This window comes from Paractinoplanes brasiliensis (genome assembly GCF_004362215.1).
GTDB classification, from domain to species: Bacteria; Actinomycetota; Actinomycetes; order Mycobacteriales; family Micromonosporaceae; genus Actinoplanes; species Actinoplanes brasiliensis.
In genome coordinates, this window is the sequence record NZ_SNWR01000002.1 from 2,122,978 (window position 1) to 2,136,435 (window position 13,458).

The 13,458-nt window shown below is 71.2% G+C and carries 11 protein-coding genes; all 11 read right to left on the reverse strand.

Going from position 1 to position 13,458, the window contains the following annotated elements; all coding sequences use genetic code 11:
* Positions 1-83 precede the first annotated feature (83 nt).
* The gene (locus tag C8E87_RS41575; RefSeq protein WP_133878816.1) at positions 84-2,393 is read right to left on the reverse strand and encodes an RICIN domain-containing protein; all 2,310 of its coding nucleotides are present in this window, start codon (positions 2,391-2,393) and stop codon (positions 84-86) included.
* A gap of 191 nt (positions 2,394-2,584) precedes the next feature.
* Positions 2,585-5,191, reverse strand: a complete 2,607-nt coding sequence (locus C8E87_RS41580; RefSeq protein ID WP_133878817.1) for a tetratricopeptide repeat protein — start codon at positions 5,189-5,191, stop codon at positions 2,585-2,587.
* A gap of 73 nt (positions 5,192-5,264) precedes the next feature.
* Positions 5,265-5,774, reverse strand: coding sequence for a LytR C-terminal domain-containing protein (locus C8E87_RS41585; protein WP_133878818.1), 510 nt, complete (start codon positions 5,772-5,774; stop codon positions 5,265-5,267).
* Between the two features lie 75 nt (positions 5,775-5,849).
* The gene (locus C8E87_RS41590) at positions 5,850-6,839 is read right to left on the reverse strand and encodes an amidohydrolase family protein (protein ID WP_133878819.1); all 990 of its coding nucleotides are present in this window, start codon (positions 6,837-6,839) and stop codon (positions 5,850-5,852) included.
* A 3-nt stretch (positions 6,840-6,842) separates the two neighbouring features.
* Entirely contained in the window at positions 6,843-7,358 is a 516-nt protein-coding gene (locus tag C8E87_RS41595; protein ID WP_133878820.1) for a 3-hydroxyanthranilate 3,4-dioxygenase, read from the reverse strand.
* Positions 7,355-7,786 carry a RidA family protein gene (locus C8E87_RS41600; RefSeq protein ID WP_133878821.1) on the reverse strand — a complete coding sequence of 144 codons (432 nt, stop codon included), beginning with the start codon at positions 7,784-7,786 and terminating at the stop codon, positions 7,355-7,357. Before C8E87_RS41600 ends, C8E87_RS41595 begins: the two co-directional genes overlap by 4 nt.
* Positions 7,783-8,496: a 2-keto-4-pentenoate hydratase gene (locus C8E87_RS41605; protein ID WP_438866681.1), complete on the reverse strand. Its 714-nt coding sequence runs from the start codon at positions 8,494-8,496 to the stop codon at positions 7,783-7,785. The genes C8E87_RS41600 and C8E87_RS41605 overlap by 4 nt, the downstream gene beginning before the upstream one ends.
* On the reverse strand, positions 8,478-9,980 hold the full coding sequence (locus C8E87_RS41610; protein WP_133878823.1) for a 2-hydroxymuconic semialdehyde dehydrogenase: 1,503 nt from the start codon (positions 9,978-9,980) through the stop codon (positions 8,478-8,480). The genes C8E87_RS41605 and C8E87_RS41610 overlap by 19 nt, the downstream gene beginning before the upstream one ends.
* Positions 9,977-11,287, reverse strand: a complete 1,311-nt coding sequence (locus C8E87_RS41615) for an FAD-dependent oxidoreductase (protein WP_133878824.1) — start codon at positions 11,285-11,287, stop codon at positions 9,977-9,979. The genes C8E87_RS41610 and C8E87_RS41615 overlap by 4 nt, the downstream gene beginning before the upstream one ends.
* Positions 11,284-12,534, reverse strand: a complete 1,251-nt coding sequence (gene kynU, locus C8E87_RS41620; RefSeq protein ID WP_133878825.1) for a kynureninase — start codon at positions 12,532-12,534, stop codon at positions 11,284-11,286. The genes C8E87_RS41615 and kynU overlap by 4 nt, the downstream gene beginning before the upstream one ends.
* The gene (locus tag C8E87_RS41625; protein WP_133878826.1) at positions 12,534-13,457 is read right to left on the reverse strand and encodes a tryptophan 2,3-dioxygenase; all 924 of its coding nucleotides are present in this window, start codon (positions 13,455-13,457) and stop codon (positions 12,534-12,536) included. Before C8E87_RS41625 ends, kynU begins: the two co-directional genes overlap by 1 nt.
* Between the last annotated feature and the right edge of the window lies 1 nt (position 13,458).

A 13,458-nucleotide genomic window follows, 5' to 3' on the forward strand; every position in this document is an offset into this window, starting at 1 on the left:
TCGGCGCGGCGGTTCGATCTTCCGGGAAACACACCGGCCCGCACCCCGTTTCCAGGGTGCGGGCCGGTGCCGGAACGGGAGTGTCAGCCGCCGATGCCGAGCTCGACCCGGGCGCCGGGCGCGCCGCCCGCGGCCGTGCCGGGGTAGAGCCACAGCTTGCCGGAGCCGTTCTCGGTGGCGACGATGTCGTCGTGCTCGTCGGCGTTGAACCGGCCCGCCGTCAGCTCGCTCATGCCGTTCCAGCCGCCCGAGCCGATCTGGACGCGGGCGCCCAGGGCGCCGTTGGCCGCGCCGGGGTAGAGCCACAGCTTGCCGGTGGAGGCCTCGACCGAGACGATGTCGTCGAAGTCGTCACGGTTGAAGCGGCCCACCGCGTGCTCGCTGTTGCCGTTCCAGTTACCCGAGTTCAGCACCACCCGGGAGCCGGGGATGCCGGTCGCGGTGCCCGGGTACAGGTACAGCTTGCCGTCCCGGCTGTCGACCGCGGTGAGATCCTCGTACGCGTCGGCGTTGAACCGGCCGTACGCCAAGTTCTGCATGTTGGTCCAGCCGCTGTTGCCGATCTGGACGCGCGTGCCGAGGGTGCCGTTGGCGGTGCCGGGGTAGAGCCACAGCTTGCCGGTCGACTTCTCGACAGCGGCCACGTCGTCGTACCCGTCGCTGTCGATGCGGCCGGTGGCGAGCTTGTCCATGCCGTTCCAGCCGCCGGTGCCGATCAGGACGCGGGCGCCGAACGCCTGCTGGCTGGCGGTGCCCGGGTAGAGGTAGAGCCGGCCGGTGCCGACCTCGGCCGCGATCGCGTCCTGGAAGGCGTCGCCGTTGAACGAGGCCGACTCGAGGTGGATCAGGCCGCGGGCGCGCACGTCCCAGCCCGTCGACGGCACGCTGGTCGAGCAGGGCAACTGGGTGATCTTGCCGCCGTTGGCGGTCGAGGCGTCGAGCACGGACAGGCACTTGCCGCTGTTGACGTTCTTGAAGCGGGTCAGGCCGGTGGTGTCCTGCTGCGGGGTCCACAGCTGCTCGTTGCCGTTGTTGCAGGTCCACTGGATGACGCGGGCCTTGTCGTCCTTGGAGCCGGCGGCGACGGCCAGGCACTGGTTGCTGTTGAGGTTACGCAGCACGTAGTTGCCGTTGGTCTTGGGGAAGAACGTCCAGCCCTGGTCCTTGGCCGCGCTGCACGGCCACTGGATGAGCTGCGTGTTGGTCTCGAGCGAGCCCGACGGGACGCCGAGGCAGAGCCCGGTGTGGCCGGCCTGCAGCCGCTGCGGCAGGTCGGGGCGCACCTCGTACTGGCCGACGCGCAGGAAGTCGGCAACCGCCTGGGCGTTGCCGGCCAGCGCGTACCGCGCGGCCAGGGCCAGGTTGCGGTTCGCGGCCTTCTCGGCCCGGGACAGCACCTCGTTGGCGGCCACCCGGTCGGCGGCCTCGGCGGCGGCCAGGGCCTTCTCGATGTCGCGGTTCTTGGCCTGGTGGATGCCGGAGTCGATGAACGCCTTCCACACCGCGGGGTCGTTGCTGCGGGCGGCCGAGATGGCGGCTGCCTCGACCTCGCTGCCCGGCACGGCGAAGTTCCAGACCTCGGTCACGAAGTCGCGGTCGGGCAGGCTGAGCAGCTGCTCGGTGACCGGCAGGCCGATCCGGTTGGCGGCCTGCTGCTTGGCCGCGCGGGCCAGGGCGGCGGCCTTCTCGGCCTCGGTGCGGGTCTCGTCCTCGGCGATGCGGCGGTCGACTGCGAGCTTGGCCGCCGCGGCCATGCCGGACGCGATGAACTGCGCCTGCTGCTCGGGCGTGCCGTTACGGGCGGCCGCGGCAGCCTCCTTGACCTCGAGCCACTTGGGGTCGTCGGCGACGCGCTCCCAGATCAGCCGGATGAAGTCGGCGTCGGTCCCGTTCAGCAGGTCGGCCCCGGCCACGATGTCGATGCTGGCCGCGGCGGCCGCGCGGGCCTGGTCGGACAGGCGCTTGGCCTCGGCCTCGCGGCGCTCCCGCTCGACGTCGCGGTCGAACGCGGCGAACACGCCGACGGTGATGAACTCGTAGCAGGCCAGGTCGGTGGCGTCGGGGTTGGTCTCGTCGGAGACGGTGCCGAAGGCCTCCTCGGCCGCCGAGCGGACCTCGAGGTAGTCGCCGTCGTCCTTGACGTGCTTCCAGATCTCGATCACGAAGTCACGGTCGGCGCGCTCGATGAGGGCGAAATCGTCGCCGCGGCCGAACTTGATGGCGACCGCGAGCTTCTGCTCGTACGAGGCCTGGCTCGCGGCGGCGGCCTGAGCGGCCGAGAGGGGTGCGGGAGCGGCGTAGGAAACGCCGGAGGTGGTGGCGGTCAGGGCGGCCACCGCGATACCGGCAGCCAGGACCGGCCGCGCCCAGCGGGCGCGGAGCATCGATGTCATGAAATTGTCCCCGTTGATGAGTCGCCCCCTGAGCTGCGGTTTCCTGGGCACACCACGAGAAACCGCGCGACAGGGGGATTGATATCGGTGGGTACGTTAGCCGCCCCCGCTCACCCGGCACAAGGCGGGGGTCCAGTGATCGTGGTGTCGATGCCCGGCCGGCTGGCCCGAGCCGGCCTCTTCCCGGATGATCACCCGCGTCCATCCGGCGCCCGGACAGCGGCGAGGAACTCGCGCACCTCGTCGGCCTCGGGCGTGCCCAGGGTGAGATAAAGGCGCAGCGCCTCCTCGTAGTCCTGCTCCGCTCGCGCAAGATCCCCCAGCTCACGATGAGCGTGACCGCGGCCGGCGCGAGCCCGGGCCCGCTGATCGAGGGAACCCGTCGCGGCGGCGGTCCGCTCGGCGGCGGTGTGGTGGCCCACGGCCTCGCCCGCATTCCCGGCCAGCAGAGCAGCTTCCCCGAGCCCGTTGAGCGACCACGCCTCGCTGTCCTCGTCGCCGAGGTCGCGGAAGATCGCCAGGGCCTGCCGGAAACAGTCGGCGGCCGGTCCGGGCTCACCCAGCTGGACATGCAGCAACCCCAAGCTGTCGAGCGTCTGCGACTCGCCGGCGGCGTTGCGGGTCTGCCGGAACAGCTCGAGGGCGTCACGCAGGCGAACGCGGGCCGAGTCGAAGCGGCCCACCCTCCCTTCGAGATCCCCCAGCAGATTGAGCGCCTCGGCCTCCCCGTTGCGGTCGCCGGCACGCCGGAAAAGGTCGAGGGCTCGGGTGTACCGGGCGTCGGCCTCCCCGTATTTCTCGTTCCGCCCCTCGAGAATGCCCAGGTTGAGAAGCGTACGGGCCTGGCCGGTGAGGTCGCCGGTGCGCTCGAAGAGGGGCAGCGCCGCGGTGTGCAACTCGGCGGCTGACATGTAACGGCCCAGCCTTGTCTCCACGGCGCCCAGGTTGTCGAGCGCCCGCGCCTGAGCCACCGGGTCGTCGACGCGCGCCGCGAGCCGTAGGGCGGCCGACAGGTGGTCGCCGGCGGGACCGAGCCGGCCCAGAAGCAACGACGTCACCCCGATGTTGATGTGAGCGGTGGCCTCACCGGCGACGTCGCCGCTGCGCCGGGCCGCCCGGAGGGCGTGGTCGTGAACGGTGAGCGCGTCCGCGTGATGTCCGCCCGCGAAGAAGCGGAACAGGGTGCTGGACAGCTGGACGGCGTGCGCCGCCCGCCCCTCGGCCGCGGAGTGAGCGGTGACCACCATCAGCTGGGTGCGCTCGAGTTCGAGGAAGGCCAGGGCGTCGGCGGGCCCGGCCATGGGCGGGCACGGCGTGGTCGCCGCCGGGACCCGGGGCCTCCGATGCGCCTCAGCCGGGTGCAGGATGTCCATGGCCGTGGCAGCGGCGGCCAGGTAGTAGTCCGTCATCCGGACAAGCGCGGCGCTCCGCTCGGCGGGTCGTTCCTCGTCCCGGGCGCGGCCGGCGGCGTACACCTGGACCAGGTCGTGAAAGGCGTACCGCCCCTTGGCCACCGGCAGCAAGAGGTTCTCGCGACGCAGCCGCTCCAGGCCCGCCCCGGCCGCGGCCACGTCGCAGTTCGCCAGGGCCGCCGCGGCATGGGCATCTACCTCCTGCCCCGGATGCAGCGCGGCCATCCGCAACAACTGGCGGTCGTCACCGGGCAGGTTCCGGTAGGACAGGTCGAGGGCAAGCTCCACACCGGCTTCCAGCAGTCGCACCTGACGCTGCTCGTCGAGCCGGTCGGCATGGTCGGCGAGCGTCCACCCGGGCCGCCGGGCAATCAGCGCCGCGACGATACCGAGGGCGAGGGGAAGACGGCCGCAGGCCCTTGCGAGCCGCTCGAGCGCGTCAGGGTCCTGCTCGGCGGCGAATCCAGCGGTGGCCTGAACGAGATGGTCCATCGCCTCCCGATGCGTGAAGACAGCGACGGGAACCGGGACAGCGGCCGGAAGCGCGGGCATGTGCCGCCGGCTGGTCACCATGACGATCGAGTTCGGTGTTCCCGGCAGCAGCGGACGCACCTGTTCCTCGTCGGCGGCGTTGTCCAGCACGACGAGCGCCCGGACCCGGCTCAGCAGATCGCGGTAGAGCGCCGCGCGGGCGGCCGGTTCCTGCGGAACACGCTGGCCGGGCACGCCGAGCACGCGGAGAAAGCCGTCGAGAACGGCCGCCGGGTCGGCTGGTGGCTGGTCCGGATCGCTGTGGAACCCGCGCAGGTTGACGAAGAGCACCCGGTCCGGTTGCCAGTCCCGCGTCAGCCGGTGCGCGGCGTGGACGGCGAGCATGGTCTTGCCCACCCCGGCCATGCCGGAGACGGTGAAGACGATCGGCGAGTGGTCCCCGTCCCCGGCGAGCGACGGCGTAGCGCGCAACTCGCCGAGGAGGTCGAGCCGCCCGACGAAGGGGGCCGGGTCGTCCGGCAGACTGGATCGCACCAGCACCTGGCCGGTGCGGGTGACCTCCGCGGTGACCACGCGCAGCGCCTGGCGCCACTGCGCCACATAGCCGGGATCCGGGTTCAGGGCCCGCACGATCGAGACCACCAGATCGTTGTTCAGCCGGCGGCGGCCGGGGGCGAAGCAGTCGGCCACGGTGGTCCGCCGGGCCAGCTCAGCTGCGGGACGCCCGGCGCCGGTCCACTCGTCGTTGACCCGCGACTTGATCCGTTCGTACGACGGGTCACCGGCCCAGACCTTGAGCGCCCGCAGCCGCTCGACCAATTCCTGGACCGTCCTCGCGCCTCCGGGATCGGGCGGCGCGGCCCAAGCGCCCGGCGCCTCCGGCGTGGACGGCACGGCAACCTCCCGCTATCACGAGAATCGATGCCAGGCAGCCTATGCCGTCGCGGCGCGGTCGTGGGGTCGCGCGTCAGGGGGCCAGGCAGGCGCCGGGCGGGAGGGTGGGGGCGCTGAGCTGGGCCAGGGACTGGTTGACCTCGGTGTAGGTGGCGAGCTGGCGGAAACGCGGGCCGATGACCACGTCGATGACGTCGGTGGTTCGGGTGGGGCTGTACTGCGGTTCGGCGTCGCCCAGGAAGTAGGCGCGGATCCACTGGGCGGCGGCGACCGACTTGGGGCCGTAGCGGAGCACGGCGACGTCCTTGAGCTTGGCCTTGCTGTCAGCGGGTTTCTGCACGACGAAGCCGCGGTTCTTGAAGTCCTCGGTGACCCGCTCGGCCACGCCGGGGGTCTTGGTGCCGTTGAAGATGCGCAGCTTGACCTGGGACGCGTCGGAGGGCAGGGCCAGGCTGACCCGCGGAGCGCCGTCGGGGCAGGACTGGGCGGCCGAGGCGTTGGCCTGGGTGTCGCGGACCACGGCGGTCACCACGACGACGACGGCCGCCACGAACAGGACGCCGACGACAACCAGGGCGCGCATACGACTGAAGGTCACGTCGGCCCAGACGCTCCGCACGGTGGTTTTGGACGACACCTATGACGCAGGACACACACCTCAGCCGTGGAGGAAACGGATGGCGTTGGCGGTCAGCAGCTTCGTGCGCTGGTCGTCGGTGAGGAACGAGGCTTTGTGGACCACCTGGCCGGCGGGGCGTTCGCCCAGCGGGTACGGGTAGTCGCTGCCCACCACCACCCGGTCCTCGCCCATGGTGTCGACCAGCAGGCGCAGCGCGGGTTCGCTGAAGACGACCGAGTCGACGAAGATGCGGTCGACGTAGGCGCTGGGTGGGCGGGTCGAGCGGCCGCGCACCAGGTCGCCCTTGCGCTCCCAGGCGTTGTCGGCGCGACCCAGCCAGTACGGGAAGCTGCCGCCGCCGTGGGCGAAGCAGAGCCGCAGGGACTCGGGCACCTGGTCGAGGACGCCGCCCAGGACCAGGGCCAGCGCCGACAGGTGGGTCTCGGCGGGCATGCCGGTGAGCCACCGGGCCATCCAACGGTCGAGGCGCGGACCCTCGGGCATGTCCCACGGGTGCACGAAGACGGGGGCGCCGACCGACGCGCAGTGCTGCAGGAACTCGACGATGCCGGCCGCGTCGAGGTCCTGGTCGCCGACGTGGTTGCCGATCTCGACGCCGACGTGGCCGGCCGCCATCGACCGGTCCAGCTCGGCGCAGGCAGCCGATGGGTCCTGCAACGGCACCTGACAGAACGGGACAAATCGCGGGTTGGAGCCGACGATGTCCAACGTCAAGTCGTTGAAGATGCGCGACAGAGCGACAGCCTGAGACGGCGTACGGTCGTAACCGAAGAACACCGGCGTCGGCGAGACGACCTGGCGTGACACGCCGTCGGCATCCATGTCGGCCAGGCGGACGGCCGGGTCCCAGCACGACGAGTCGATCCGCCGGAACTCGGTGTCACGGATCATGATGATCGCTTCCCGCTCCGACGTGACCTTGAGCCAGGGCCAGCCGGTCCCGCCGCACGCGACGGCGAGATCCGGCCAGCCCTTCGGCACGACGTGCGTGTGAACGTCGATGGTCAAGCGTCAGCCCTTCCCGGGGTGCAGCGCGCCGCAGTTGTCACACGTACGGGCCTTCTCGTCGGAGTAGAAGGCCGTGAACACCGGCGGCAGGTCCTCGACGATGTCGCGTACCTGCAGCTCGACCTCGTGCACCAGGTGGTTGCACTCGAAGCAGTACCACTGGAACTTCTCGAGCGTGCCCTCCTCGCGGACCCGCTCGACGACCAGGCCGATCGAGCCGGGCTCGGGGCGCTGCGGCGAGTGCGGCGTGTTGCCCGGCAGCACCCACATCTCGCCCTCGCGGATGTGCACGTCCTTGGGCCCGTCCGGGGTCATGGTCTTGACGTGCATGTTGCCCTTGACCTGATAGAAGAACTCCTCGTACGGGTCGACGTGGAAGTCCGTCCGGGCGTTGGGCCCGCCGACCACCATGACGATGAAGTCGTCGCCGGTAGGGAACATCTGCTTGTTGCCGACCGGCGGCTTGAGCAGGTGTTTGTTCTCCTCGATCCAGCCCGGGAAGTTGATCGGGTCGGTCATGACGTCTCCTTCGACGACGGAACAGGTAGTGCGGCGACGGCTTGGATCTCGATGAGCAGCTGCGGGTGCGGCAGCTGGTGCACGGCCACGGTGGTGCGGGACGGGCCGTCGAAGTCGAAGAACTCGGCGTAGACCTGGTTGTAACCACCGAAGTCGTTCATGTTGACCAGGTACGTCGTGATCTGTACGACGTCGTCCAGCGTCGCCCCGACCGAGGCCAGGATGTCGGCGATGTTCTTGATGACCTCGCGGGTCTGCACCGCGATGTCGAGCGTGGCCGTGCCGAACTCGTCGACCGACGCCCCGGCGATCGTGTTGTCCGGGCGGCGGCTGCTCGTCCCGCTCACGAAGGCGAACCCGTTGGCCACCTTGACGTGCGGGAACTTGCCCCGCGGAGTGGCCTTGCCCTCGACGAGCCGCCCGCTCACGACGAGGCCTTCAGCGAGGCGGACCCCAGGCTTTCCACTTCCACCCGTACGGTCTGACCGGGCCCCACCCGCACGGCCGCGGTGGCCGCCCCGGCGAGCACGACCCACCCGTCCTCCAGCGTGCCGGCCAGCCGCAGCGCCTCGGCGAACGCCTCGCGCGGGTCGCCCAGGATGGCAGCGGTCGACCCGGTCTCGGCCACCTCACCGTCGATGATCAGCTGCACGCCCAGGCTGTCCAGGTTGTCCGGCACGGGCTGCCACTCGCCGACCACGAACCCGGCCGCCGAGGTGTTGTCGGCGATCACCTCGGCGAGGGTGAACTTGAAGTCGAGCCAGCGGGAGTCGATGACCTCGAGCGCCGGGGCCACGGCGGCGATCGCGCCACCCCGTACGAGGAAAGCGACCTCCGGCTCGACCTTGGGGTGGATGCGCGGCGCCAGGTCGAGCACCCCGCCGTCCTCGATCCGCATGGCGTCGGTCAACCGGCCCCAGATGACCGAGTCGACGCCCATCTGCTGCATCTTCGCCTTGCTGGTCAGGCCCAGTTTGACACCCGCGATCGTCTCGCCCCGGGCCAGCCGCAGGCCGACCAGCTCGCGCTGCACCGCGTACGGGTCACCGATGTCGTGCCCGCCGCCGGGCAGCTCGGTGGCCGTGGTCAGCGCGTTGTCGAGGGCAAGGGCGAGCGAGGTCATGACATGTCCAAGCAGACGTTGGTGTATTCGGAGTAGAAGTCGAGCGAATGCCGGCCGCCCTCACGCCCGACGCCGGAGGCCCGCATCCCGCCGAACGGGGTGCGCAGGTCGCGCAGGAACCAGGTGTTGACCCAGACCAGTCCCACGTCGAGCTGCGCGCCGGCCCGCAGAGCGCGGCCCACGTCCCGGGTCCAGACCGTGCCGGCCAGCCCGTACGCGCTGTCGTTGGCCAGCGCGAAGGCCTCGTCCTCGTCGTCGAACGGCGCGATGTGGCAGATCGGCCCGAAGATCTCCTCACGGACCGTACGGGCGTCCTGGCCGAGCCCGGTGATCACGGTGGGCTCGATGTACGAGCCGCCGTCGCGCTCGTCGCCGAAGTGCGGCACGCCCCCGCCCGCGAGCACGGTCGCGCCCTCCTGACAGGCGAGGTCGTAGTAGCCGAGCACCTTGTCGCGGTGCGCCTTGGAGATCAGCGGCATGGTGCCCGTGGTCTCGTCGGACGGCCAGCCGTAGGTCAGCTCCCTGGCCCGGCCGGCCAACCGGGAAGCGAACTCGTCGAAGACGGACCGCTGCACGTACAGGCGCTCGGTGCACAGGCAGACCTGCCCGCCGTTGGTGAAGCTGGACCGCACGCTGCCGGCCACGGCGGCGTCGAGGTCGGCGTCGGCGAAGACCAGCCCGGCGTTCTTGCCGCCCAGCTCGAACGAGACCGGCTTCACCCCGGGCGCGGCCGCCCGCATGATCGCCGAGCCGGTGGCCGACTCGCCGGTGAACGTGATCGCGTCGACGTCGGGGTGGGTGGTGAGCCACTCCCCCGCCGCATCGGGCCCGTGACCGTGCACGAGGTTGAACACGCCCTCGGGCACACCGGCCGCGGCCATCACCTCGGCCAGCACGGTCGCCGAGGCCGGGGTTTCCTCGCTGGGCTTGACGACGACCGCGTTGCCGCAGGCCAGGGCGGGCGCCACCTTCCACGTGAGCAGCAGCAGCGGCAGGTTCCACGGCACGATGATCGCGACGACGCCCATCGGCTTACGCACGGCATAGTTGAGCGCGCGCCCACCGGCGGCCGTGGCCGTGGTGAACGACTCGGTGCCGGTCGCGGCCACCACGTCGGCGAAGGCCCGGAAGTTGGCCGCGCCGCGCGGGATGTCGAGCGTACGGGCCTGGGTCAGGGTCTTGCCGGTGTCGGCGACCTCCGCCGTGACCAGGTCGGAGAAGCGGCGCTCGAGCTCGTCGGCGATGCGGCGCAGCACCGTGGCGCGCTCCTGCTCGGTCGTACGCCCCCACGGCCCGCGCACGGCGGCCCGGGCGGCGGCCACCGCGTCGTCGACGGTGGCGCGGTCGGACTCGGTGACCGAGAAGACCGTCTCGCCGGTGACCGGGGACGCCTTGGCGAACGTGGACGAGGCCGGGCGGAACTCGCCGGCGACGAAGTTGCGCAGCAGCGGCGGATCACCGGCGGGGCGGCCCGTGACCAGCGTCGGGTCCCAGTTCATCGCACCACCCTCCGGGCGATGGCGGCCGCGGCGAGGGCGACCAGCGTGCCCGCGACCGCCCCGGCCACCTGATGCTGCCGCTTGACCCGGCGCCGGACCTCGGCGTACGGGGTGGTGGAGAACGAGACCAGCTCGTAGCGCGACACGTACTTGCCGGGCAGCAGCCGTTCCAGGGTGTGTTCCACGTTCTTGCCCAGTTTGAACAGCGGGTCGGCCACCTTGTCGCGCATCTCGACGAAGTTGGCCAGGGCCATCTCGGCGATCGCCTCGGAGTTCTCGCGGCGGCCCAGCTCATAGCGGGGCAGCGCCTCGGCCCAGTCGTCGCCGGTGGCGTCGAGGCAGCGGTCGAGCTCGACGACGTCCTCGAAGGCCGCGTTGGCGCCCTGGCCGTAGAACGGGACGATCGCGTGCGCGGCGTCGCCGATCAGCGCCACCCGGCCCAGGATCTGCCAGGGCGCGCACTTGACCGTGCCGAGCAGGCCGACCGGGTTGTGCCGGTAGTCGTCGACCAGGTTCGGGATCAGCTCCAGCAGGTCGGGGTACTGCTCGCGGAAGTGCCGTTCGACAGCGGCCGGGCTGCCGATCGAGGCGAAGCTGCCGGCGCCCGAGTTGGGCCAGAACAGCGTGCCGGTGAACGAGCGGTCCGGGTTGGGCAGCGCGATCATCATCGAGGTGCCGCGCGGCCAGATGTGCAGCGCGCCCGGGTCGAGCGCGAACTCGCCGTCGCGTGCCGGGATGGTCAGCTCCTTGTAGCCGTAGTCGAGGAAGCTGACCGTCTCGGTGAAGCTGTCCCCCGCGTACGCCATCATCAGCCCGCGCGTCGCCGAGCCCGCGCCGTCCGCGCCCAGCACGACGTCGGCCTTGGCCTGGCTGCCGTCGGCGAAGCCGAGCGTGCCGGTCTCGGGGTCGAGCGAGGTCAGCGGGTGGTCGAAGTGGATGGTGACGCCCTTGGTGGCGCTCGCCGCGTCGAGCAGCGCGTCGTTGAGCGCGCCCCGGCCGATCGAGTTGATGGCGCGGTCGCCCGAGACGCTGTACGGCTGGAAGTTGGTCTCGCCGTGCAACGGGTGCACCATGCGGCCGCGCATCGGCAACGCGTCGCGCAGCACCTCCTCGTCGAGGCCGATCCGGCGCAGCGCGTCGATGCCGCGCTCGGACAGCGCCAGGTTGATCGAGCGGCCGCGTTCGGCCCCGGCCACCCGCGGGTCGGAACGGCGCTCGTACACGTCGACCCGGTAGCCGCGCCGGCCCAGGTAACAGGCGAGCAGGCTGCCGGCCAGCCCGGAGCCGACGATGGCGACGTGCTTCACTGGGTCTCCTCCACGCAGGCGGCGAGCGCCTCGGCGGCCCGCCGGCAGTCCTCATAGGACGAGTACAGGGGCACCGGCGCGAACCGCACGATGTCGGGCTGCCGGGCGTCGGCGATCACGCCGTGCTCGAACCGCAGGCGCTTGGTCAGTGCGCCCGCGTTGCCCTCGTGCAGGCGTACGGACAATTGACAGCCGTGCCGTTCCGGCTCACGCGGCGTGATGATCGACAGCGGGCGGGTGGCCACCACCTCGTCCAGCAGCTCGCGCAGGTAACCCGTGAGGCGCAGGCTGCGTTCGCGCAGGGCGGGCATGCCGGCCTCGTCGAAGATGCGCAGCGACGTGCGCACGGGGCCCATCGCGAAGATCGGCGGGTTCGACACCTGCCAGGCGTCGGCGCTGCGCGGCGGCCGTGACTCGGGGGTCATCTCGAAGCGGGTGGCGGCCTCGGTGCTCCACCAGCCCTCGAAGCGTGGCAGATCGGAACCGTGGTGGCGTTCGTGCACGAAGACACCGGCCAGCGCGCCCGGCCCCGAGTTCAGGTATTTGTACGAGCACCAGGCGGCGAAGTCGGCGCCCCACTCGTGCAGGCTCAGCGGCACGTTACCGGCGGCGTGCGCGAGGTCCCAGCCGACCACGGCCCCGGCCTCCCGGCCCGCTGCGGTGATCGTGGCCATGTCCATCAGCTCGCCGGTGAGGTAGTTGACGCCGCCGAGCATCAGCAGCGCCACCGTGTGCCCCTCGTCCCGCAGGAACGCGACGACGTCCTCGGTGCGCAGCGTGTCCTCGCCGTCGCGCGGGCGCAGCCGTACGACGGTGGTGTCGGGGTCGAGGCCGTGGAAGCGGGCCTGACTGCGTACGGCGTAACTGTCGGACGGGAACGCCGCGTCCTCGATGACGATGCGGGTGCGCTCCCCCGCCGGACGGTAGAACGACACCATCAGCAGGTGCAGGTCGACGGTGAGCGAGTTCATCACCACGACCTCGGACGGCAGGGCGCCGACGAGCCGGGCCGCGGGCCGGGTCAGCAGCTCGTGGTAGGGCAACCACGGGCGTACGGCGTCAAGATGCCCCTCGACACCGAGGCGGGCCCACTCGTCGAGGTCCTCGTTCAGCTCGACCCGGGTGGCCTTGGGTTGCAGCCCCAGCGAGTTGCCGGCGAAATACGCGACCTCGGGGTAGTCGCCGCCCTCGGCCGGGGGGATGTGGAACAGGTGCCGGCGCCCCGGGTCCTGCTGATCGCGCTGCATCACATCTCCGTCCGCGAGGTCCACAGCTCCGGGAACACCGGCCGGCTCATGCTGCGCTGCAGGAAAGCCAGGCCGTTGGACCCGCCGGTGCCGCTCTTGGCCCCCATTGTTCTCTGCACCGCCTTGAGATGCAGGTATCGCCAGTCGCCGAAACGGTCGGCTACCTCGGTCAACGCCTCGCCCAGCAGCCTGAGGTGGTTGTCCGGGCCGGGGTCACGATAAACGCGCACCCAGGCCCGGGACACCGACGGATCGGCCTCGTGCTCGTCGGTGACGTCACGCCGCAGCAGCGCCGGGTCGATGTCGTGTCCCTGGCGGGCGAGCAACGCGATCACCTCGTCCCACAGGCTCGCCTGTTTCAGGGCGGCTTCCAGTTCCCCGTACGCGGGGGTGCCCTTGTGCGGGCGCATCAGCGACTTCGTGCGCAGCCCCAGCAGGAACTCGACCTGCCGGTACATGGCCGACTGGAAACCCGAGCCCTCGCCCAGCAGATCACGGAAACGGTTGAAGTCGGCCGGGGTCATCCAGCGCAGCGTCTGCCAGGCGGCGTTCAGCCCCTCCAGGTGCAGGGCGCAGCGCCGCAGCGGGGCCAGCGCGGGCCACACCTCGTCGGCGCGCACGTGCTCGCGGGCCAGCTCCAGCTCGTGCCGGACCAGGTTGAAATACAACTCCATGATCTGGCTGACCACCAGGAACGACATCTCGCCCGGGTCGCCGCTCAGCGTGCGCTGCAGGGTGTGCAGGGTGCTGGCGTGCACGTACTCGTCGTACGGCACCCGCCGGCCGAACTCCAGCGTCGGCGCCCCGCCGTTGCGCGCCGTACGGGCGTCGCGCTCCTCGGCGGTGGTCGGCCGCACGACAGCGGTATCCACGGATTTCACAGAATCTCCTCGCCCTGCGGATCTCGGCTGGAACCGCTCCATG